This window comes from Serratia sp. PL17 (assembly GCF_017832355.1).
GTDB lineage: Bacteria > Pseudomonadota > Gammaproteobacteria > Enterobacterales > Enterobacteriaceae > Serratia.
In genome coordinates, this window is the sequence record NZ_JAFIBY010000001.1 from 580,262 (window position 1) to 602,775 (window position 22,514).

Consider the following 22,514-nt stretch of genomic DNA (forward strand, 5'->3'; position numbering starts at 1 on the left):
ACCAATCGAATAGGGCAAAGCCCGGCAGGGGGACAGACTGACAGGGTTCGAACTACTGAGGCGGCGGAGGATGCATCGATGCGCATAGTACCTTTTCAGTCGAAAGCACCGCATGCCGTTATCCTGGGAGCGCAGAGAGTGTGAATAGGAGAGTAGAATCGATATTCTTAGCCGGGTTGCACAACCCATGATTTCCTCACCCCCGTATGTTACGAAATAAATAAATTTATCTTAAGTAAAAGATTGCAGCCTTGCCGCTAAGTCTGATCGTTGCATTTTTGCTTGCCCAGTTATGCGTGGCCTCTCATTTTTTTAAATAAAGCCTTAAATGAGACTTTTCTTACAACGTTGTCGTAAGTTATCCCATCTTGAACTTAAGTCAAACCGATCACTTTCTGAATACCCTTACCCCATGCGGTTTATAAGGCGCCTTCTAAGAAATCTCTTATTAATCAATTTGATGATCTATTTTTGTTAAATTAACTTTCTGTAATATCATGTTACATTTATTTATTTCCAATGACCCAACTAACGTTTCTACACTCCGGCAATAGGTATTTATCCGAAATCTTCCGGCTTCAGAAAAATGCTTAAAAACATTGTGTCATGCTCGCTGGTGAATGGAATGTGCCTGCTTTTGACCCTAGCTTTATTGGCGTCGCTGGGTGACGTAAGGGAAGAATTGCTCTGGTATTATTAATGTTTCTTATTAATTTCACGGTGGCATTGACCATTTCTATATATTTCATAGAACAGGGACAGCCATGTCTAACTCCTATCAGTCCGAGATCCCCAAAGCGCGCGTCAATATCAAACTCGACCTGCATGTCGGTGGGGCGCAGAAAAAAGTCGAATTGCCTCTCAAATTAATGGTGGTAGGGGATTACAGCAACGGTGCCGAGCAACGTCCGTTATCGGAGCGTGAAAAGGTCAACGTTAATAAAAACAACTTCGACAGCGTGATGGCCGAGTTTTCCCCTTCTGTAAACCTTTCCGTTGTAAACACGCGGGCCGGCGATGGCAGTGAGGAAAACGTCAGCCTTTCCTTCAATGAAATGAAAGACTTCGAGCCTGAACAGGTTGCCCGCCAGATACCCCAGTTAAAGGCGATGCTCGCTATGCGCAACTTGCTCCGTGACCTCAAAGCCAATCTTTTAGACAACCAAACCTTCCGTAAAGAGCTGGAAAAAATTCTGCTCGACCCAGCGCTGAGCGCTGAATTGCGCAGCGAACTGTCTGCTCTGGCACCGAAGCAAGCCTAGCGGTCGTGATGTTTAACGGATTAACGAAGAGAAAATGCTGATGTCTGTAAAAAATGAGAACGCCACGGGTGGCGAAAGCACCGTGCTGGAGCGTCAGGACGCGGGTAGTGTGTATGCCTCCCTGTTTGAAAAAATCAACCTGAACCCGGTGTCAGAGCTGAGTGCGCTGGATATCTGGCAGGACAACCAGGCGATGTCGGATGCGACCGCCGATGAGCGTCTGACTGCCGGGATGCAGGTCTTTCTGGAGTGTCTGACGAAAGCGGGTTCAAAAATCGAGAAGCTGGACAAAACGCTGATTGACCACCATATCGCGGAATTGGACTTTCAGATTAGCCGCCAGTTGGACGCAGTCATGCACCATGAGGCATTTCAGCAAACAGAAAGCACCTGGCGTGGGCTGAAATCCCTGGTCGACAAAACCGATTTCCGCCAGAACGTCAAAATCGAGCTGCTGGACCTGTCGAAAGACGATTTGCGTCAGGATTTTGAAGATGCGCCGGAGATTATTCAGAGCGGATTATACCAGCACACCTACACCGCAGAATACGACAGCCCGGGTGGGGAACCGATTGCCGCACTGATTTCTGCGTATGAGTTTGATGCCTCTGCGCAGGACGTCGCGCTGTTGCGCAATATCTCTAAAGTCTCAGCTGCCGCGCATATGCCATTTATTGGTTCTGCGGGCCCGAAATTCTTCCTCAAGGACTCGATGGAAGAAGTCGCGGCGATTAAAGATATCGGCAACTACTTTGACCGCGCCGAGTACATTAAGTGGAAATCCTTCCGCGAGACGGACGACTCTCGTTATATCGGTCTGGTGATGCCTCGCGTGCTGGGTCGCCTGCCGTATGGCCCGGACACCGTGCCGGTGCGCAGCTTCAATTATGTCGAGGAAGTGAAAGGCCCGGATCACGACAAATACCTGTGGACCAACGCCTCCTTTGCGTTTGCCGCCAACATGGTGAAAAGCTTCATCAACAACGGCTGGTGTGTACAAATCCGTGGCCCGCAGGCCGGTGGCGCAGTGAAAGACCTGCCGATCCATCTGTACGACCTGGGTACAGGTAATCAGGTGAAAATCCCGTCAGAGGTGATGATCCCGGAAACCCGCGAGTTTGAATTTGCGAATCTGGGCTTCATCCCGCTGTCCTACTACAAGAATCGCGACTACAGCTGCTTTTTCTCGGCGAACTCGACCCAGAAACCGGCGCTGTATGACACCGCGGATGCGACGGCTAACAGCCGCATCAATTCGCGTCTGCCATATATCTTCCTGCTGTCGCGCATCGCGCACTACCTGAAGCTTATCCAGCGCGAAAATATCGGTACCACCAAAGACCGCCGTCTACTGGAGCTTGAGCTCAACACCTGGGTGCGTGGTTTGGTCACCGAAATGACCGATCCGGGCGACGAGTTGCAAGCCTCTCACCCGCTGCGTGACGCGAAAGTGGTGGTGGAAGACATCGAGGATAACCCGGGCTTCTTCCGCGTGAAACTCTATGCCGTGCCGCACTTCCAGGTAGAAGGCATGGACGTCAATCTGTCACTGGTTTCCCAGATGCCGAAGGCAAAAGCGTAACGTAAGGCAGGAAGCCGATGAAAACGGAACAACCGTTATGGGGCAGGGGCATTATGGTCTCTCCCCAGCACTTCCAGCAACAGGCTGCGTATGCGGCCTGGTCTGCGGAAGGCATTGTCCGACTGGGATTATCACAGCCCTGGGGAGTGATTGATGCCACTTTTGAACCGGATGCACTGAAACTGGGCCGCCTGCAGGCCCGCCATCTGCACATCCGTTTCCCTGATGGCACGCTTATCGACACGGATAATGCTGACGACTTGCCACCGGTGCTGGCGCTTGAGGCGGAATCACAGGATGTGGTGGTGGTTCTGGTACTTCCGCTGCTGCGGGCAAATGGCGACAACTGCCTTAAACCCGATGAGGTGGCCGGGCGTCCTGTTCGCTATCGCCAGCGCTGGCGGGATGTCCGTAACATGTTCGGAGATGATACCCGCCAGATTGCGGTGATGCAGCCAGAGCTGATGCTGCGTTTCACCCATCAGAACAACAGCGATTACCTGACCTGCCCAGTCGCCCGTTTGCAGCAGGATTCACAGGGGGCGTGGCAACTCGATGAGACGTTTCTCCCCCCGCTCCTGACCATCCAGGGCAGCCGCTGGCTAGTGACCCAGTTGGAACAGCTGATGACGCAACTGCGTGCCCGTCTAAGTCGCCTGATGGCAATGCGCCGGGAAAGTAACGAGCGCATGGCAGATTTTGCCGTAGCCGACGTGTCCCTGTTTTGGCTGCTCAATGCCCTGAACAGTGCCGAACCCGTGCTTGGGCAGTTTCACCGTAATCTACAAACGCCGCCGGAGCGTCTGTATCCGGAACTGGCGCGCCTTGCCGGCAGCCTGCTGACGTTCTCATTGGAACATCAGGTGAACGCCATTCCTGCGTACCAGCATGAACAGTTGAATGCCGCTTTCCCACCGCTGTTTGATTTATTGGGCGACCTGCTGGAGGCCAGCCTGCCGTCGCGGGTGGTGGCGATTGAGCTTGAGCATGATACACGGCTTCACTTCTGGCAGGCCCGTCTGCATGACCCGCGGCTACGCGAGGGGGCAGATTACTACCTCTCCGTGCGTTCACCGATGCCGGTGGCACAGCTACAGGAACAGTTCCCGCGCCAGTGCAAGGTGGGCAGTCCGGATCATGTCAGGGGGATTGTTAACTCATCTAGAGTGGGGGTTCCGCTGACACCGCTTCGCCATGTACCAGCCGCCATTCCGCTGCGTCTGGAAAACCAGTATTTCAGCCTTGATGTGTCCCATCCGCTGGCCACCGACATGCTCCAGAGCGGCACCTGTATGTTTTATGTCCCGGGTATGCTCGGTGAGCCTGAACTTGAACTCTTTGCGGTACTGAGAACATGAGTGAGCGTAAGCGCGGCGCGGCCGCGTCCATTGATATTGATGCCCTGCTGCAGGACACCTGGCTGCAGGTGATCAGCCTGCGCCACGGCCCGCAGTTCCAGGAGGGGGAAGGGCGCGCGTTGTGGGAGCGCTGCATTGCTGATGTCGAACATGTGCAGCGTGAGCTGAAAGCGAGCGGACTCGATGAAGCCGGCTGCCAGCATATCCTCACCGCACAGTGCGCACTGCTCGATGAGGCGGTTAAAGGCCGCGGCGTGGAGGATGACGCCTGCGTACAGTGGTATGGCATTCCGTTGCAGGGACATTTCCTCGGCACCATGGACGCCGGTGACACCCTGTGTGACCGGATGCGTGATGTGCTGCGGGAACCGGCACTGGACAATGCCGTGCTGACCTGCTTCCAGCGGGTCATGATGCTCGGATTCCTAGGGAACTTCCGCTCCCTGAACGATCCGGATCGCCAGAAGCTCGTCAACGCGCTCAGTGAACATGTCACGCCGTTCAGCTATCCACAAACCCATCCGGTACTGGCGGAAAGCCGTACCGGACGAGGAATGGTCGGCTGGCTAGCGTCATGGCCCGTACGTATTGGCCTGAGCGTGATTGTGATTGCCGCACTCTGGTGGGGCCTGGATCACTGGCTGACGCAGATGCTGCTGACCCTGCTGCCAGGAGCCGTGAAATGAGTCCTGCACAACAGCGCGGGCTTGCGCTGTGGGCAGGCCTGCTGAGTGTCGTGGTCTGCCTGGGTTTCCTGCAGGTCACCCGACTGGTTTCTGTGCTTGTTCTGCTGGCGATCCTGGGGCTTATCCTGGCGTTCTGGACTGTCGCCAGTCGTCGTGCGGAGCATCACGTCACCCTGTGTCTGGATGACCTCCCGGAAGCCACTTACCGTCAGCCCGTGGTGCTGGTCTGTGGCGATCTGCCGCTGGCCTGGCCGCAGCAGTCACCGGTGCTCACGGTCACACAGGGATGCTGGATCCGCGTGGTGGATCATCAGGATCTGGAGCTGGCAGCCCGCCAGGTACTGTGGCTGCGACCTGACTGGGGGCGCCAGCTGTCGGTAATGGCCAGCGTCTGTCCGCAGAAACACGCCGACAGCGAAGCGCTTACCCGTCGCCTGCTGGCCCTGCGCTGGCAAATCAGCCAGTTGCGTAAAGAAACCGGTCATTCTGTGCCGCTGGTTCTGAATGGTCAGGTTGGCAGCGCAATGATGAATGACATGCTCTGGCAGGCAGCTATACCGGGAGAAGGGGTGAGGGTCTGGCGTGAGTCTTCAGCGTCGAGCTCAATCGCTGCACGGGTCACTACCGGTGGGTCGCCTGCGATGCAGCAACAGGTGCTGATGAATAGCCTGATGAGCTGGTTCCATCAGCACGTCAAAGCTGTCTTTATGGATGAGAACCCCGATGTTCCTGTTATTGCACCTACCGCGGTGCTGTGGGGAATGGGACCGATCCTTGCCGGAAGTCTGGCCACATCGGCCTGGACGGCGTGGCTTTCCCGCCACACTGCGATGCAGCAGGTGGCAGGCTGGCAGCCGTTGGGAACGGACAGTACCGTTATATCCCGCTTCCCGGATTTTATCCTGCCGCTGCTGCCCGAAGGACGGGGCCTGACGCCGTGTGGGCGTACCTGGCGTTGTGCGTTCGGGATTTTCACGCTGGCGGCCATTGCTGCGCTGGTCAGTACTGGCTGGAACAATCACCATCTGCTGCAGCGTGTGAGCTTCGATATTGCCCGCTATGACCGTATCCCGATGCATGATTTCGGACCCAAAGCCGACGCCGTTGCCATCCTGCGTGACGATGCGGCGCAGTTGGATGGCTGGGCACGCAATGGCATACCGGTCCGGATGAGCCTCGGTTTATATCAGGGTGAGCGTCTGCGCATGCCAGTGCTGGATGCCATCCGCTCGTATGTTCCACCACCGCTACCACCTAAACCGCAGCCGAAGCCAGAACCGGTACCGAAAATTGTCCGCCTCGACAGCCTGTCGCTGTTCGACTCAGGCAAATCCGTGCTGAAAGCAGGCTCCACCAAAATGCTGGTGAACTCACTTGTTGGCATTAAGGCCAAAGCGGATTGGCTGATTTTGGTGGCGGGTCACACCGACAACACCGGTAATCCGGCGCTCAATCAGGCGCTGTCCCTGAAGCGCGCCGAATCGGTGCGTAACTGGATGCGCGATACCGGCGATGTACCGGAAAGCTGTTTTGCGGTGCAGGGTTATGGCGAAAGCCGCCCTGTCGCAACCAACGACACCACGGAGGGCCGTGCGCTCAACCGCCGTGTCGAAATCAGTCTGGTACCGCAGGCCAATGCCTGCCAGATACCCGGCAAACACCCGGCGCCATCTCAGGATGATGGCGCATTACAACACAATGGAGAGTAACCCCATGGCAATTCCTGTTTATCTTTGGCTGAAAGACGACGGCGGCGCGGACATTAAAGGGTCGGTGGACGTTCAGGATCGTGAAGGCAGCATCGAAGTGGTGGCGCAGGAGCATAACCTGTACATCCCGACCGACAACAACACCGGCAAGCTGACCGGTACACGTATCCATACGCCATTCCTGTTTACCAAGGAAATCGACTCGTCCAGCCCGTATCTGTACAAGGCGGTGACCACCGGCCAGACCCTCAAGTCTGCGGAATTCAAGTGGTACAAAATCAACGACGCGGGCCAGGAAGTGGAGTACTTCAACACCAAACTGGAAAACGTGAAAGTGGTGAAAGTGAATCCTGAAATGTATGACATCAAGGATCCTTCTAAAGAGAAGCACAACCACCTAGAGCGCATTGAATTGCGTTACGAAAAAATCACCTGGACCTACAAAGACGGCAACATCATTCATTCCGATTCGTGGAACGAACGCGCTACTGCCTAAGTTACTCGTCATATTGCGCGCGGTAACGGCGTTGGCTGCGTTCGCTTACCCCGGTCACTTACCGCTGTAAGCTCCCGGGGATTCGCGAACTTGCCGCCTTGTTACCGCACAAACTTTTTAGAGTAACCACTCAGACGGGCAGTTCGCTCTGCCCGCCTTTTTCTTTGCTGAACGGCTGCGTGACGGACGTTGAGCAAAGAAACCCACAAACTGCCAGCCTGACCGTATGCGCTTTGGTCCCCTTCACGGGAAACAGCGATGGGCGGTAGCGTGTCCAGGAACCGACAAAGAGAGAACTTCATGGAAAATCCAGCCATCCTGTTGCGACGTCTGAACCCTTACTGTGCCCGTGCGATGGAAGGTGCGGCGTCGCTCTGCCAGACCCGCGCCCATGCGGAAATTTTGCCAGAGCACTGGCTGCTGAAGCTGTTAGAACAGGGGGAAGGTGACCTGACGGTGCTGGCCCGACGTTATGAGTGGGATATGGATGCGCTGTGGCAGGATTTGCTGGGCTGGCTGGATTCACTTCCCCGCTCTGTTCGCAGTCGCCCGCAGCTTTCAGACAGTATCCAGACGCTGATGCAGGAAGCCTGGCTGATTGCCTCCCTTAACGGCGAAGAGCACATTCGCAGTGTGCATCTGCTGATGGCGCTAGTCGACAAGCCTAAACTGGCGCGATGCGACGGGTTGTGGCCGCTGATGACGCTCGGGCAGAGCCAGCTTGAGCGGCTTCGCCCGCTGCTGGACGCGCAGTCAGATGAACGCCTGGATGTGCAACAGGAAGCTGAACTGGCACAAAACCACGGTGGTGAAGTGGAATTTGTCGGACGTCCGGTTGGTGCTGAGATAAAAGAAGGTGAACTCAATCCGGCGCTGCAGAACGCGCTGGATAAATTCACCCTTGACGTTACCACCAAAGCGAAAGAGGGCAAGATCGACCCGGTCTTTGGTCGTGATACCGAAATTCGCCAGATGGTCGATATTCTCTCCCGCCGTCGTAAAAACAATCCGATCCTGGTCGGTGAGCCGGGTGTCGGCAAAACGGCACTGGTCGAAGGCCTGGCGCTGCGTATTGCCGAGGGCAACGTACCGGAATCCCTCAAACCGGTTATCCTGCGCACCCTTGACCTCGGCCTGTTGCAGGCGGGCGCAGGCGTGAAGGGTGAATTTGAGCAGCGCCTGAAAAACGTCATCGATGCAGTGCAGCAGTCGCCAGTGCCGATTCTGCTGTTTATCGACGAAGCCCACACCATTATCGGTGCCGGTAACCAGGCGGGTGGCGCGGATGCTGCGAACCTGCTGAAACCGGCTCTCGCCCGTGGTGAACTGCGCACTATTGCGGCGACAACCTGGAGCGAATACAAACAGTATTTCGAGCGCGATGCCGCGCTGGAGCGTCGCTTCCAGATGGTGAAGGTGGATGAGCCGGATGACAACACGGCGTGTCTGATGCTCAGAGGCCTGAAATTCCGCTATGCGGAACACCACGGTGTACACATTAATGATGATGCCGTAAAAGCTGCTGTTACGCTGTCCCGTCGCTATCTCACCGGTCGCCAGTTACCGGACAAAGCCATCGACCTGCTGGATACGGCTTCTGCCCGAGTCCGCATGAGCCTCGACACCGTGCCGGAAGCGCTGACGCAGTACCGGGCGCAGCTCTCTGCGCTGGAGATGGAAAAGCAGGCGCTGCTGGAAGATATCGCACTCGGCAACCATCGCCACGGCGAATGCCTGGCCACGATTGAGCAACAGCAAAACGATCTGATTGTCGAACTCGATTTGCTGGAGAGTCAGTACGGCCTCGAGTTGGACCTCACGAAACAGTTACTGGAAACGCGTCAGGAAATCAGTCGCCAGACTGATATCAATCAGCTGCAAAATCAGCTTTCTGTTCTGCAGGGCAACACACCGCTGCTTTCAATGGATGTGGACACCCGCACGGTCGCCAACGTGATTGCCGACTGGACCGGTGTCCCGCTTTCTTCCCTGATGAAAGACGAACAGACTGAACTGCTGACGCTGGAAAACGAAATCGGCAGCCGTGTCGTCGGGCAAGACGTGGCGCTCAACGCCATTGCGCAGCGCCTGCGCGCCGCCAAAACCGGCCTTACTTCGGAGAATGGCCCGCAGGGGGTGTTCCTGCTGGTCGGCCCGAGTGGCACGGGTAAAACCGAAACCGCACTCACGCTGGCCGACGTACTGTACGGTGGCGAGAAGTCGCTTATCACCATCAACCTATCGGAATATCAAGAACCACATACCGTTAGTCAGCTCAAAGGCTCACCGCCGGGCTACGTCGGTTACGGTCAGGGCGGCATTCTGACCGAAGCGGTGCGCAAGCGCCCGTACAGCGTGGTACTGCTCGATGAGGTGGAAAAAGCCCACCGCGACGTGATGAACCTGTTCTATCAGGTCTTCGATCGCGGCTTTATGCGCGACGGCGAAGGCCGCGAAATTGACTTCCGTAACACGGTCATCCTGATGACCTCCAACCTCGGCAGTGATCACATCATGCAACGGTTGGACGAACGGCCGGACGCCAGTGAAGGGGATTTGCACGAACTGCTGCGCCCGATATTGCGCGACCACTTCCAGCCTGCACTGCTGGCCCGCTTCCAGACGGTGATTTACCGTCCGCTGAATGAGCCCGCGATGCGCATCATTGTTGAAATGAAACTCGGACAGGTCAGCAAACGCCTGCACTGTCACTACGGCCTGACTACGCATATCGAAGAGAACTTGTACGACACTCTCACCGCCGCTTGCCTGCTTCCGGATACCGGTGGGCGTAACGTTGACAGTCTGCTAAATCAGCAAATCCTACCGGTACTCAGCCAGCAGCTGTTGACTCATATGGCTGCAAAACAGAAACCGCAGTCGTTACACCTTAGCTGGAGTGAGGAAGAAGGGATTGTGCTGGAATTTGAACGGACTGAAGGAGAGAGCGCATGAGCACCAATCCCCTAATCAGATTTAGCCACAATCACCACCTGCTGGCGGTAAAAGGTTGTGAAGCCGTACTCGACGTGCTGGCGTTTGAAGGTTACGAAGCCCTGAGTACGCCGTTCAGTTACCGTATTGAATTCACAAGCTCTGACCATGCCACCAGCAAAGAAATGATGCTGATGAAAGCGGGTTCCTTGACGCTACAGGCACCGGTAGACCAGGGCTACGGCATTAAGATGCAACAGGTCGTGCGCACCCTTCAGGGCGTGGTGAGTGGCTTTGAACGCCTCAGTACCTCGAAGGATGAAACCCACTACGCTCTGACGCTCCAGCCACGTCTGGCGCTGCTTGACCGTTCGCATCAGAACGCCATTTATCAGGACATGTCGGTCCCGCAAATCGTGGAAAAAATCCTGCGCGAGCGTCACAACATGCGCGGCCAGGATTTTCTGTTCTCGCTTTCAAAAGAATACCCGCGCCGTGAGCAGGTGATGCAGTATGGCGAGGACGACCTGCACTTTATCACCCGCCTGCTGGGCGAAGTCGGTATCTGGTTCTGTTTTACCACCGACACGCGCCTGAACATCGACGTGGTGGAGTTTTACGACAGCCAGCAGGGTTACGAGAAAGGCCTGACTCTGCCGTCAGTACCGCCCTCGGGCCAGCACTCAAAAGGTGTTGACTCGGTGTGGGGGATGGAGAGCCATCACAACGTGGTGCAGAAGCAGGTCAGCACCCGGGATTACAACTACCGACAGGCTACCGACGACATGAACACCCAGGTGGACGCGACCCGTGGAGACACCACCACCTACGGCGATGCCTATCACTATGCGGACAACTACCTGACGCAGGGCGGTACCTGGGACCACAATCCGGCCCCGGAGTCCGGGGCGTTTTATGCCCGCGTGCGTCACGAACGCTACCTGAACGGCCAGACGCAGACTCGCGCCATCACCAGTTGCCCGACACTGGCGCCCGGGCAGGTGCTGAACGTCACCGGCGGAAATGAAGTAGCCGAAGTATTCAGTCAGGGTGTGGTCGTCACGGCGATGCGCAGTCATGCGCGGCGGGATGAAGATTTTGGTGTCAGCTTCCACGGTATCCCGGACAGCACGGACTTTTGTTTCCGCCCAGAACCTGGCCCACGCCCGGTGATGGCCGGCACATTACCGGCCCGCGTCACCAGCACCACCGAAAATGACACCTACGGGCATATCGATAAAGAGGGCCGTTATCGCGTCAACATGTTGTTTGACCGAGATAACTGGGAGACCGGGTTCGAGAGCTTGTGGGTCCGTCAGTCCCGCCCCTATGCCGGGGATACCTACGGTCTGCACCTGCCGCTGCTGGCGGGCACTGAGGTGGCGATTGGCTTTGAGGACGGTAACCCGGACCGGCCGTACATCTCCGGTGTGCTGCACGATTCGGCCCACGGCGACCACGTCACCATCCGCAACTACAAACGTAACGTCCTGCGCACCCCGAGCAACAACAAAATTCGCCTCGATGATGAGCGCGGCAAAGAACATATCAAAGTGTCCACCGAGTATGGCGGCAAAAGCCAGCTGAATCTTGGTCACCTTGTCGACAGTGAAAAGCAGAAGCGCGGTGAGGGTTTTGAGCTCAGAACCGACAGCTGGGGGGCGATTCGGGCGCAGAAGGGAATATTCATCAGTGCGGACGGCCAGGCGAAGGCGCAGGGGCAGGTACTGGAGATGCAGCCGGTAGTCAGCAATCTGGGTAATGCCCGGGAGCAGATGACATCCCTCTCCGATGACGCGCAGAGGGCGACCGCAAACCCGGCCGATCTCCAGGCGCAGATCAAACTGCTGGAACAGCAACTGACAGACCTCAAAAAATCGGTGCTGCTGCTCAGCGCGCCGGATGGTATAGCGATGACCAGCGGACAACATCTGCAGGTGTCTGCCGGCCAAAACCTGATTGCCACAGCCGGTAAAAATGCGGACGTCAGCGTGGTTAAAAATCTGTTCATCGGGGTGGGCAATGCCTTGAGCGTATTTGTGCGCAAGCTTGGCATCAAGCTGATTGCCAATCAGGGGGCGGTAAAAATACAGGCGCAGAACGGCCTGATGGAACTGCTCGCGCGCGGCGAGCTCAGCTTCACCAGTACCGAAGATGAAATCCATATTACTGCGAAGAAAAAAGTCACGATTAACGGGGGCGGAAGTTATATCACCCTTGATGCCAATGGTATTGAGTCTGCCACTCAGGGGGAGTTCCGGACAAAAGCCGGGCATTACGGGCGAAAAGATAAGGCCAATGAGCCAAAAGACTTCCCGAATGTGGCACCTGAAACCACAGAACCTTCCAGTAACTTCAGCTTTTCCTGACAAGGAGTCACAACATGATTATCAGTCCTCCATTTCTGAGAGAGAAAGATGCCACACAGTCTGACGCAGACTGGATTGAAGCGATGATGCCTGTCAACTCTCGCCGGGGATATCCTCTCAATGCATCAGAGTCCTGGCATGGGGGCATCCATATATCACATACGGATGCAGGCACAACGTCGGAGAAAGTGAGGGCAATCGCTGACGGGACCGTGATGTCGTTCCGCAAGCCCTCTCCGCCAGAGAAAAGAGATCAGTTCCCACTGAAGTATGCCCCTATCAGGGGAACGGATGATGGCTATGTTTTATTGAAACATGAGACAGAAATAGGTTCCGGAGAGGAGAGTAAGGTAGTTTTTTACTCTCTGTATATGCATCTGAAGTTTCTGGAAGCAGAGATAAAAACTGACGTCAAAATCTACCGTAAAGATCCGCTAGGCTCCTCCGGAATGACTGACGGCCAGAATGAATTTCACTTCCAGGTTTTCTGCGATGATGACAACATCAGTAAACTGACGGGACGAAAAACGAAGGAACTGGATATTTCGAAAGACGGTCGCACCGATGCGGTTTACGGTGATATCCATTTTTATCTGCCAGCAGGAACAAAATTTTATGACAAGCCTCCGGCAGATAACAGTACTTCCATCACCGGACTTTGTGAACGCTATACCAGCAATGCGCCTCTGTATGCCAGCATGACTCTGGCACAAGGCAACTGTACGATGGTGACCCGGAAAAAAAATACGCAAATTGACGGTAAGTATGATCTGCTGGGTGAGCCGCTGGTTAACGTCGATGGTGAAGACTACGAATACAATCTTTATAAAACTGCTATGCGGAATTATAAGGAGAGCCCCAGCGCCGGGTTTGAATTGCTTCGTTTTGGCCGGGTTATCAATACGGATAATGAAACACTGGTGCCAGCAGACGCGCCATTATGGATGACGATCAGTTATCCGGGGGGAACTGGGGTGGTAAATCTTGCCGATCCCAGCATTAAAAAGTTTAGCGATGCCGATTTTCCTCACTGGACGGGATGGCTGCTGGTTGATGATGACAAAGATACCCACAGCCAGTGTAATTCGGCGATCATCAGAAAGTTACAGGAAGAGGGCAGGTACGAGGCTCAAAGTGACAGACTTATTTGCTGTTTACCGTTCGAATGGGAAAAAAGCACTATTGATGACAGGTATAAATGGTTGATGACCGGTCTGCCCTGGGAGAAGTGCACATCGGAAAATACGGCAACGTGGAAGATGCCAGGCACGCAGGAATCTAAGGATCGGGTACTCATGAGTGAAGAGGATTATGGCAAGTTTAAACAGCACGCAGAAGCGCTATGTTTTGATTCCGGAACTCTCGGGAGCGGAAAACTGTGGCATTTTGAGTCAAAGATGTTTATTTCCCATTTTCGTAAATGTAACTGGCTCAGTCGAGAAGAATTTAAACAAGTTGTACCTCGTAATATAATCAGGCCTTCGGGTTCTCGCTATAATTGGGAGCCAGTCACGTTTCATGAAGGTGACACATCTGTTTTCTCAAGGCATTATCCAATGCTGAATAAGATGTTTAGAAAATATTGTATAAACACACCTTCCCGGTTGGTGAGTTTTTTAGGGAATTCAGTACAGGAAACTAAATGGCTGAGTGTAACTAGAGAAGATTATCGTTATTCTGCTACAGACGAAAATGGGCATAGATACCATTATAACATTTGGTATTTTCCTTGGTACGGCAGGGGGTTCTTACAGTTAACTAACCCTGATAATTTTTATAAATATTTTACATATCGGGGAAGAACATTTAATAAAGATGTTCGGGACGAATTGGTCAGTGACTACAGAAAGGTCCAAGGAGATCGTGCTCTCAGGGAACGGGAAAAAAGATTAGATAACAGGGTTTTATATGATAGACAACATCCTGGACTTGAGCCAGAAGTGGTGTCTTGGCGTGAAGATGTCGATATTGGAGTATTCGACCCGGCCGATAGCGCAGGATTTTATTGGTCATTAACTGGTATGGCAAAATATGCCGATGAGACTCATGAACTACAGCGACAGGCTGTGACTGCAGGGCATGGTATTAGGATCTATTATCGTAGCCCAGCATTCTGGCGGGCGAGTGCAACAGTGAACTTGCCAGGAGCTATCAGCAGACGAAATTATCAAGGGATAAATGGATTTATAGAACGTTGCTGTGCATATACTTGTGCTTTGGCTGTGTTGACAGAAATAAAATTCCCAGACGAAAACAATGCGTTTACTTTAGATAAACCTGAAGGGATTGTGTTAAGGAGATAAGAGATGAAAATTAAATATTTTGCTTTTTTTATATTTTTTATTTGTAAGTTCGCTTTTTCAGATATTAATCCTGAAATAAACATACCCTCTGATTTTAATAGTGATAAATTCATAGTAAGAGAAATTAATGACAATTCGTCAGTTTCCTACAATACTGTAGAGTCTAGCGGTTGTAGTAATATAAAATTTAAAGAATATGAGTCTTCCTCTAAAAATAAAGTAAACACAGAAAGTGATAATTCCGCGGACACATTCCCGGTCAATACTTGGGTCTGTTTATCGTCCGATACTATCTACGGTAACGGGTATGACAGAAGTATGAATGAAAGAATTGTTTATTCGAGAAGTAAATCTTTATGGGTTAAAGAAAACAATAAAAAGTCTGACATTATTCCTTCGGATCAAGATGGACCTTACAAGCCGCTGAAGTTATACAATATCAAAGCAAAGAATACTAAGGGGTATGTTGTATTTGATGAGAATCTTACAAAGGATGATAAAGAAACCTATAAAAATGCAAAGGAACTGGTTAGTTTTTGCTTAGTTCAAGATTCTACCTATAACGCACTTTGCGGCTCAGGTAGTCTTGCCTCAGATAGTGGCCTGATCCCTTACGTATTAAAGACTCTTGAAAGTATGGAAATAGGTCTGAACAATAAAGTGAATGAAAAAATATTGAATGACTGCAACGAAGATAAGGTTAAATAAAAATATTATCGGTGGTTTTTTTGTGTTAGTTAGTTCGTTATGTTTTCTGCTCCTGTGGCTAAAACTGAAAGGGTATTAGTAATAAATAAATTAAGTGAATTATGCCGACTATGTCGTTGATACTATTAATTGGGAATGTATGAATAATGAAATTCACAAAATTTTTTCTCTCCACGGTGAGTGGGTTGGTATCAAATTTGACTTTTTACATTCTCTGCGTTTTTTATCGACAAGTTATTGTCTTGCAAAGGATGATGTTGACAAAAAATCTGTTTCAATGTGTTCTATGTTTCGCACTAATGCATTTCATAATGTGTGTGAAACTATTGGTGTTAAAGCCAGTAAAGATAATTAATACATTCTTCTAACGGGTTCCAGTGATGTAAATTATTCTTCGGGTGACGATAGGTTAGCAATCGATGGGCATGCTTATATTTTAAATGACACTCTTTTAAAACTAGATTCCTTGATTATATTCAGCATGAAAAATGACAGGACAACTGGCGAGGTTATATATTTAAGTAAATCTAATAGTGTCGTCGGAGGGATGTTTTATCGTGGTATTTCTAGAAATGGATTTCCTGATGTAAATGTCATTTATATTAATGGTGATGGTCACGTTAGTCATTTTCATGCAACAGTAATCCCTGAATGCCTGAGCCATTTCCCTAAAAGTGTTTTGTCCAAGATATATACTGGGTAGAAGTTTTGACTATGCATTGTTGAACCAAGTTTTATTACGATGAGTGTTTCTCACAATCATAAAATTAGTTTGTGGTATTTTTATATCGAGATAATTAATGTCGTATTCCCTTAAGCATCTTCCTGAATGTTATCCACGGCCAGTTCCACCAAAAACATCACGTTGGTTTGCCGTATTGGTGGCGATGTTGGTCATCAGCGTGATCCTCATGCGTATATTCGGACGATACATCGATAATAGCCACTTCTGGATGTTTGCTATTGGCACGCCAGTGGTTTTGTGGATTGTAACTTTCAGTTTTCGAATGTGGATCTGGTCACTACAGGACAGTAAAGCGAATGGTTTTGACCGGCGTCGGGAGCGTTGGATCTTAAGTGAGACCCGTAAAGCACGCCGTGCGCTTCAGGTGCTGAATACGACATTTATTACTGCCCATCAGGAAGATGAACAAGCTTCTGTTGCCGTTGATATGCTCAATAACCACAGCATTATCATTTCGCAGTCGGACTGGAAAGGCGACAAAAGCAGGAGGCTGAGCCGTATTACGATTGAGCCAGAAGATACTCCTGAATTGGTCACCTCGCGTCTGTTCTCTGAACTCATTGCTAATTTGCCAGTTGACCAGTTTTCGGAAAACACCTCGCTTGTTGTCATCCTTGATGCCTCTTCATCTCTGTCATTCCCTGCTGTTCGGGATATTTGGCAGGAAGCCTGGCAGGAGAGCGGCATAACCTGCGCTGTTGAATATGTAGACAGCAATGGACCGCGGGTAGTCAGCCACTGGCTGGATCACCGCATTAAAGATGAAGCGATGTTATTGATTGTTGGTCTCCAGATTGATCCGGTTGTTTCAAACAATACTGCTGAAGCAGTCGTTGCTCTGCTTCTTGGCAACCGCCTGACACAGGAGGCGCTCGAACCTCTCGCGTTGCTGCATCGACCAGATGCTGCTCCATCAGGTGAACTGCGTGGGGGGATGAGCATGGCTGCCTATAACGTCCCGCTCAAAGAAAATATCGTGAAAAATTTATGGCTTGCCGGGCTGACGGGTGAGCAGCGCGCAGAAGCGATCGCGTGCCAGAATGCACATCCTGCGCAGTCTGTAGAGGACGAAGCCGTTATTTCGCTTGATACATCCATGGGGCATGCCGGAGCCGCAGCCCCCTGGCTGGCTATCGCTGCCGCCACTGAAATCGCCCGACAAACACAGTCACTGCAGATGATTATCTGCGGTGATACCACGCAGAATGTGCTGTGGAGCACGCTCATTACCCCGATTGCTTCCCGACAGGAGATGGATCCGTGAAGCTACCTTTAGCACCGAAGACTACGGAAGGCTGCTATCTTGCTGTCGCATTGATTTTCTTTTTGCTGTTAGCCGTTATGACGTTCATGGTCTGGAAGCATCCGGATGTTGCCGGGATTGAAGACGATAGTCAGCAGCAAATTTACTGGCTTATCGCCGGCGGATGTATTTCAGGCTGTGCCCTTATCGTATCAGTGGTGCTCCTGGCGGCGGTACGTAGTGCCGGGAAACAGGAGTTTAATGCGCTTATCGACAACACCAGCGGCGATGATGAGAAAAAGAAGCGGGAAAATGATAAAGCGCCTGTTCACCCTGCGGTGGCCATGTGTAACAAGATTCGGGCGCATCTCCGCTCCCGTATTGGTCTTTACTGGCGTCGTAAAACCCGTCTGCTGCTGATCACTGGCGATGAGGCGGCAATCGAACTACTGGTACCCGGCTTGCAGGAAAACCAGTGGCTGGAGGGTAACCGTACCGTTCTGATTTATGGCGGCAGCCTGACGGCAGAGTCGGATAAGGAAAAATACACCGTGCTGCGTAAACTGCGCCGCGGGCGTCCGCTGGACGGAATTGTGCGCGTTATGCCACAGTCGCTTAACCTGACCCCACAAATCAGTGACAACGATTTACGCGGACTGGAAAAAATCAGTGAATTACTGCGCTATTCTGCACCGGTCTGGCTTTGGCAACTGTGTGACAGCACCTGGTCGCAGGCAAAACGCACTGAACAGACGGTAGGGGCCAGTTTCCCGCTGCGTGCGAAAGCCGACGAGATTACCCGCCAGCTTGAGCTGATGCTGCCGGCCCTGCGAACGCAGGGGGTGAGTCAGGTCGCTGAGAGCAACAGTCACGACTTCCTGCTGCGACAGGGCCAGCACCTCAACGACGGCGGTATCGCCCGCTGGGTTCAGCAACTGATGCCATGGCTGGCTGCTTCCCAACAGCGTGTTCCACTGCGTGGCCTGATGTTCAGCCTGCCGGAGAATAAACCAACCGATATCGCAGGGGGAACCACCGACGCTGAGAAATATATCCCGGAATCACAGCGCCATGCGCTGACCCTGCCGGTGACCTGGCAGGGTATCGTAGATGACTGCACCCGCGTGCGTGGCCGCCGTGTCGGTATGGCGTGGGAACAGACGCTTGCATGGACGCTGATGGCGATTATCGTTGTCTGGGGGGCGGGGATGCTGCTGTCGTTTGTGGTTAACCGGTCGCAGATAGTTTCTGTCGCCGAACAGGCTCACGCTCTGGTGGAACACCCTTCCGTTTCGGATTACCAGCTCACGGCCCTACATACGCTGCGTAATGATGCAGGCCGCCTGCAGCACCGTATTCAGGAAGGCGCGCCCTGGTACCAGCGTTTCGGTCTGGATCATAACCAGCAACTGCTCGACGCGGTGCTGCCCTGGTACGGCGTGGCGAACAACCACCTGATTCGTGACCCGGCAAATGCCGCTCTGACGCAAAAGCTCAATGCGCTGGCAGGCTCCGCACCTGGCAGCGACCAGCGGGCCCAACTGGCGAAGCCGGGCTATGACCAACTGAAAGCCTGGCTGATGATGGCCCGCCCGGATAAGGCAGACGGCGCGTATTACGCTCGGACCCTGAAAGTCGTGCAGCCGACGCGAATGGGTATTTCAACCGGCCTGTGGCAAAGCCTGTCGCCGGATCTCTGGGCCTTCTACATCACCGAACTGCCAAAGCAGCCACAGTGGAAAATCACACCGGATGCACAGCTGGTGAGCCAGAGCCGTCAGGTGCTGCTCCAGCAGATTGGACGCCGTAATGCCGAAAGCACGCTGTATGAAAACATGCTCAAATCCGTTCGCCGCAACTTTGCGGATGTCTCCCTGGAAGACATGACCAGCGGCACCGATGCCCGCCGCCTGTTCACCACCGAAGAAGTGGTGCCGGGGATGTTCACCCGCCAGGCCTGGGAAGGGGGGATTCAGCAGGCTATCGAAAAGGCCGCAAATTCCCGCCGGGATGAAATTGACTGGGTGCTGAGTGACAGCCGAAAAGCCATCTCCTCAGACCTGTCGCCGGAAGCCCTGAAAGCACGCCTGACGCAACGTTATTTCACAGACTTTGCTGGCAGCTGGCTGAGCTTTCTCAACAGCCTGCGACTTAACCCCGCAAACAATATTGCTGACGTTACTGACCAGCTGACGCTGATGAGTGACGTCCGGCAGTCGCCGCTGATTGCGCTGATGAACACGATCGCCTGGCAGGGGCAGACCGGGCAGAAAAGCGAAGGGCTGTCTGACTCCATCATCAGGTCAGCCAAAGACCTGGTGGGCGGAAGTGATAAACCGGCCATTGACCAGACGGCATCCGGTCCACAGGGGCCAATGGATGAAACCTTTGGACCGCTGCTGACCCTGATGGGCAAAAACACCGGCAGCAACGTGATGTCGGCCGATACCTCGCTCAGCCTGCAGACGTATCTGACCCGCATCACCCGTGTTCGTCTGCGCCTGCAGCAGGTCGCCAGCGCCTCAGATCCGCAGGAGATGATGCAGACCCTGGCCCAGACGGTGTTCCAGGGAAAAAGTGTCGACCTGACCGACACCCAACAGTATGGCAGTCTGATTTCGGCAAGTCTTGGTGAAGAATGGAGTGGCTTTGGTAGCACGATGTTTGTGCAACCGCTGACCCAGGCCTGGGAGACCGTGCTCCAGCCCTCGGCGGCGAGCCTGAATGATAAATGGAGCCGTTCGGTGGTGGCGAACTGGCACACCGCCTTTGACGGGCGTTTTCCGTTTGCAGCGAGTAAAAGTGATGCCTCTCTGCCGATGCTGGCTGAGTTTTTGCGCAAGGACAGCGGACGTATTGAGCGCTTCCTGACGGCAGAGCTCAGTGGTGTGTTGCACAAAGAGGGCAGCCAGTGGGTACCGGATAAGGTCAACAGCCGGGGACTGAGTTTTAACCCGGCCTTCCTGCGGGCCATTAACCAACTGAGCCAGCTGTCAGATATTCTGTTCACCGATGGCAGCCAGGGCATTAGCTTTGAGCTGCAGGCGCGCCCTGTACCGCAGGTGGTGGAAACCCAATTGACCATTGATGGCCAGCCGCTGCACTACTTCAATCAGATGGCTGACTGGCAGAGCTTCCGCTGGCCAGGAGACACTTACAAGCCGGGGACAATGCTGACCTGGACCACGGTCAACGCCGGTGCGCGGTTGTTCGGGGATTACAGCGGGACCTGGGGTTTCATCCGCTGGCTGGAGCAGGGCAAACGTCAGCAACTCGACCGCAGCCAGTGGATGATGAGTTTTACTGCACCGGATGGTCGCACATTGCAGTGGGTGCTGCGTTCCCAACTGGGAAAAGGCCCGCTGGCGCTGCTTGATCTTCGAGGGTTCACCTTACCGGACCAGATTTTCAGTGTGGACAGCGCCGCTACGGCGCAGGCACTGATGAGTTCAGGAAGCAGTGACATGGACGGAGTGGAATAACACAATGAGCACACTGCATAATCTTGTGACTGCCTGTCAGGCTGATGAAACCCAACTGAAGCAACAGGCACAGGCGCGTACGGAGAGTTGGCATCGCTGGACTTCCCCCGTCAGCGACAGTCACCCGACCGGTGAAGATCCCGGATACGACGATGACTTCCAGAGGATCCGGGAAGAGGTCAATAAACTCTCCGGCATCGATACAGCGCTGATTTGCCAACTGACGGAAAAGCTGCTCACCACCTCGGCACAGGACATCCGTGTTGCCACCTATTACTGCTGGGCGCGCCTGCATCAGGAGGGTGAGGCCGGGTTCGCCGAAGGGCTGGCGTTGCTGGCCGGGATGCTGCAACACTTTGGCACGCAGCTGCACCCGCAGCGCGATCGCAGCCGTAAAGCGGCTCTGGAGTGGCTGGCGGGTTCCCGCGTGCTCGACAGCCTGTCGATGTATCCGGAAGTCGTGGCCGATGATGCACAGCATACTGTCGGCGCGCTGTTGCTTATCCAGGGATGTCTGGAGGCAGAGCCGGAGGCATCACGGCCAGAGCTGAATGCGCTTTACAGTGCACTGGAGTCCCGTTTGATGAAAGCCGGCGGCGTGGATGCGGTAGTGCCGCAGAATGCCAGCGATACCCCACAGAATACTTATGCGTCCGACGCGACGGGCAGCACCGCACCGGTTCTGGGCCGGGTCACTTCCGGCCAGGATTTGCTGGCACAGGCCCGCACCCTGACGGGATATCTGCGTGAGCAACCCGATGGCTGGCTGGCCGCACATCGGCTGATGAAAAGCCTGCGTCATGACACCCTGAGTGCTATTCCGGCCCCGGATGCACAAGGAAAAACGCGCATCGAACCGCCGCGCGCTGACCAGCGGGCCATGCTCAAACGCCTGTATCTGCAACAGAGCTGGCTGGAGATACTGGAGCAGGCAGACAGCGCCTTTTCGCGTGGTGCCAACCACCTCTGGCTGGATTTGCAGTGGTATATCCACCAGGCCCTGATGAAGTCGGGGCAGGATGTGCTGGCTGATATCATCGCCGCCGACCTGAAAGGGCTGCTGCGCCGCCTTACCGGGCTTGAAACCCTGGCTTTTAATGACGGTACGCCGTTTGCTGATGAGGTCACGCTGAACTGGATAAATCAGAGCGTGCTGGACGATATGTCAGGCTGGCGGGATGAGCCGGTCAGTGCCGTCGGTGAGACGGATAACGATATCCTGGCCCTCGAGCCGGAAGCGCTGGAGAAAGCGGACACTGATGGTCTGGATGCCACGCTCCACTGGTTGCAGACACGGCCGGGTACCGACTCTGCAAAAGATAAATGGTTGCTGCGTCTGCTGATGGCCCGTGTAGCCGAGCAAAAGGGCAAAAATGAACTGGCGCTGCATCTGCTCGGTGAGCTCGATGGTGCAGCTCAGACAATCACCCTCACGCAGTGGACGCCGGCGCTGTTGTTTGAAGTGAAATCGCGCCGCCTCAGACTGCTGCGTATGAAAGCCACACGCAGTGAAACCGATAAATCACGGCTTCAGCCTGAGATGGATTTGCTTCTGTCTGGTCTGATAGCGCTCGATCCGGCCAGCAGTGCAGTGCTTTGCGTATAACCCGGACATAATTCAGCTAAAGGGAAAAAAT

14 protein-coding genes are annotated in these 22,514 nt (G+C 53.7%); all 14 read left to right on the top strand.

Annotated features, from left to right (window positions below):
- Positions 1-764: 764 nt before the first annotated feature.
- The 14 genes from tssB to tssA all read left to right on the top strand — a co-directional run bounded on the left by tssB (position 765) and on the right by tssA (position 22,483).
- The gene (gene tssB, locus JOE25_RS02765; protein ID WP_209632622.1) at positions 765-1,262 is read left to right on the top strand and encodes a type VI secretion system contractile sheath small subunit; all 498 of its coding nucleotides are present in this window, start codon (positions 765-767) and stop codon (positions 1,260-1,262) included.
- Positions 1,263-1,296: 34 nt separating this feature from the next.
- Entirely contained in the window at positions 1,297-2,844 is a 1,548-nt protein-coding gene (gene tssC, locus JOE25_RS02770; RefSeq protein ID WP_209632623.1) for a type VI secretion system contractile sheath large subunit, read from the top strand.
- Between the two features lie 17 nt (positions 2,845-2,861).
- Entirely contained in the window at positions 2,862-4,202 is a 1,341-nt protein-coding gene (gene tssK / locus JOE25_RS02775; protein WP_209632624.1) for a type VI secretion system baseplate subunit TssK, read from the top strand.
- Positions 4,199-4,888 carry a type VI secretion system protein TssL, short form gene (gene tssL, locus JOE25_RS02780; protein WP_209632625.1) on the top strand — a complete coding sequence of 230 codons (690 nt, stop codon included), beginning with the start codon at positions 4,199-4,201 and terminating at the stop codon, positions 4,886-4,888. Before tssK ends, tssL begins: the two co-directional genes overlap by 4 nt.
- The gene (locus tag JOE25_RS02785) at positions 4,885-6,597 is read left to right on the top strand and encodes an OmpA family protein (protein ID WP_209632626.1); all 1,713 of its coding nucleotides are present in this window, start codon (positions 4,885-4,887) and stop codon (positions 6,595-6,597) included. Before tssL ends, JOE25_RS02785 begins: the two co-directional genes overlap by 4 nt.
- Before the next feature lie 4 nt (positions 6,598-6,601).
- On the top strand, positions 6,602-7,093 hold the full coding sequence (gene hcp / locus JOE25_RS02790; protein ID WP_024558534.1) for a type VI secretion system effector Hcp: 492 nt from the start codon (positions 6,602-6,604) through the stop codon (positions 7,091-7,093).
- Between the two features lie 300 nt (positions 7,094-7,393).
- A complete protein-coding gene (gene tssH, locus JOE25_RS02795) occupies positions 7,394-10,048 on the top strand; it encodes a type VI secretion system ATPase TssH (RefSeq protein WP_209632627.1) in 2,655 nt (884 codons plus the stop codon).
- Positions 10,045-12,396, top strand: coding sequence for a type VI secretion system tip protein VgrG (gene vgrG / locus JOE25_RS02800; RefSeq protein ID WP_209632628.1), 2,352 nt, complete (start codon positions 10,045-10,047; stop codon positions 12,394-12,396). Before tssH ends, vgrG begins: the two co-directional genes overlap by 4 nt.
- Positions 12,397-12,410: 14 nt before the next feature.
- The gene (locus tag JOE25_RS26525) at positions 12,411-14,699 is read left to right on the top strand and encodes a M23 family metallopeptidase (protein ID WP_245209684.1); all 2,289 of its coding nucleotides are present in this window, start codon (positions 12,411-12,413) and stop codon (positions 14,697-14,699) included.
- A 3-nt stretch (positions 14,700-14,702) separates the two neighbouring features.
- Entirely contained in the window at positions 14,703-15,407 is a 705-nt protein-coding gene (locus JOE25_RS02815; protein WP_209632630.1) for a hypothetical protein, read from the top strand.
- A gap of 139 nt (positions 15,408-15,546) precedes the next feature.
- Positions 15,547-15,762, top strand: a complete 216-nt coding sequence (locus tag JOE25_RS02820; protein ID WP_209632631.1) for a hypothetical protein — start codon at positions 15,547-15,549, stop codon at positions 15,760-15,762.
- Positions 15,763-16,207: 445 nt separating this feature from the next.
- Positions 16,208-17,416 carry a hypothetical protein gene (locus tag JOE25_RS02825; RefSeq protein ID WP_209632632.1) on the top strand — a complete coding sequence of 403 codons (1,209 nt, stop codon included), beginning with the start codon at positions 16,208-16,210 and terminating at the stop codon, positions 17,414-17,416.
- Positions 17,413-20,877: an ImcF-related family protein gene (locus JOE25_RS02830; RefSeq protein WP_209632633.1), complete on the top strand. Its 3,465-nt coding sequence runs from the start codon at positions 17,413-17,415 to the stop codon at positions 20,875-20,877. The genes JOE25_RS02825 and JOE25_RS02830 overlap by 4 nt, the downstream gene beginning before the upstream one ends.
- A gap of 4 nt (positions 20,878-20,881) precedes the next feature.
- Complete coding sequence (gene tssA / locus JOE25_RS02835; protein ID WP_209632634.1) at positions 20,882-22,483, top strand: type VI secretion system protein TssA; 1,602 nt, start codon at positions 20,882-20,884, stop codon at positions 22,481-22,483.
- Positions 22,484-22,514: the final 31 nt, after the last annotated feature.

Coding starts and splice junctions, on each gene's coding strand:
- tssH (WP_209632627.1), top strand. CDS start 7,394: ATGGAAAATCCAGCCATCCTGTTGCGACGTCTGAACCCTTACTGTGCC.
- JOE25_RS26525 (WP_245209684.1), top strand. CDS start 12,411: ATGATTATCAGTCCTCCATTTCTGAGAGAGAAAGATGCCACACAGTCT.
- vgrG (WP_209632628.1), top strand. CDS start 10,045: ATGAGCACCAATCCCCTAATCAGATTTAGCCACAATCACCACCTGCTG.
- hcp (WP_024558534.1), top strand. CDS start 6,602: ATGGCAATTCCTGTTTATCTTTGGCTGAAAGACGACGGCGGCGCGGAC.
- tssK (WP_209632624.1), top strand. CDS start 2,862: ATGAAAACGGAACAACCGTTATGGGGCAGGGGCATTATGGTCTCTCCC.
- JOE25_RS02815 (WP_209632630.1), top strand. CDS start 14,703: ATGAAAATTAAATATTTTGCTTTTTTTATATTTTTTATTTGTAAGTTC.
- JOE25_RS02825 (WP_209632632.1), top strand. CDS start 16,208: ATGTCGTATTCCCTTAAGCATCTTCCTGAATGTTATCCACGGCCAGTT.
- tssL (WP_209632625.1), top strand. CDS start 4,199: ATGAGTGAGCGTAAGCGCGGCGCGGCCGCGTCCATTGATATTGATGCC.
- JOE25_RS02820 (WP_209632631.1), top strand. CDS start 15,547: ATGAATAATGAAATTCACAAAATTTTTTCTCTCCACGGTGAGTGGGTT.
- tssC (WP_209632623.1), top strand. CDS start 1,297: ATGCTGATGTCTGTAAAAAATGAGAACGCCACGGGTGGCGAAAGCACC.
- JOE25_RS02785 (WP_209632626.1), top strand. CDS start 4,885: ATGAGTCCTGCACAACAGCGCGGGCTTGCGCTGTGGGCAGGCCTGCTG.
- tssB (WP_209632622.1), top strand. CDS start 765: ATGTCTAACTCCTATCAGTCCGAGATCCCCAAAGCGCGCGTCAATATC.
- tssA (WP_209632634.1), top strand. CDS start 20,882: ATGAGCACACTGCATAATCTTGTGACTGCCTGTCAGGCTGATGAAACC.